Below are 352 nucleotides of genomic sequence, written 5' to 3'. Positions count from 1 at the left end.
ATGCACCAGTTGTGAACCCAGTTAAAGAAGGTGATAAGGCTGTTACAGGTACAGCAGAACCAGGATCAATCGTTGAAATCACTCTTCCAAATAGTGAAACAGTTACTGTTGCTACAAATGAAGCTGGTATCTTCTATCTTCCAGTTATGGGCTTGAAAGCTGGAGATAAAGTGACTGCCGTAGCAAAAGATGCATCAGGAAATGCATCAACTCCAACAGAGAAAACAGTTGGTAAACGTGATGTTAAGGATGCTGACAGTATTAAAGCTCCATCAACTAAGACACCAGTTAAAGATACAGCGAACTTGACTGATGCAGAAAAAGCTAAAGTTAAAGAAGCTGTAGAAGCAGC

1 protein-coding gene is annotated in these 352 nt (G+C 40.6%); it reads left to right on the top strand.

Annotated features, from left to right (window positions below):
* Positions 1-352 (top strand): Ig-like domain-containing protein (locus SINDD18_RS10130; protein ID WP_241497377.1); only part of this gene is annotated, 352 nt, incomplete at both ends.

The sequence above is a fragment of the Streptococcus infantis genome (genome assembly GCF_001579645.1).
Taxonomy (GTDB): domain Bacteria; phylum Bacillota; class Bacilli; order Lactobacillales; family Streptococcaceae; genus Streptococcus; species Streptococcus infantis_E.
Note: the sequence above shows the minus strand (reverse complement) of the source record. Positions and strands in the feature narration are given on the sequence as shown.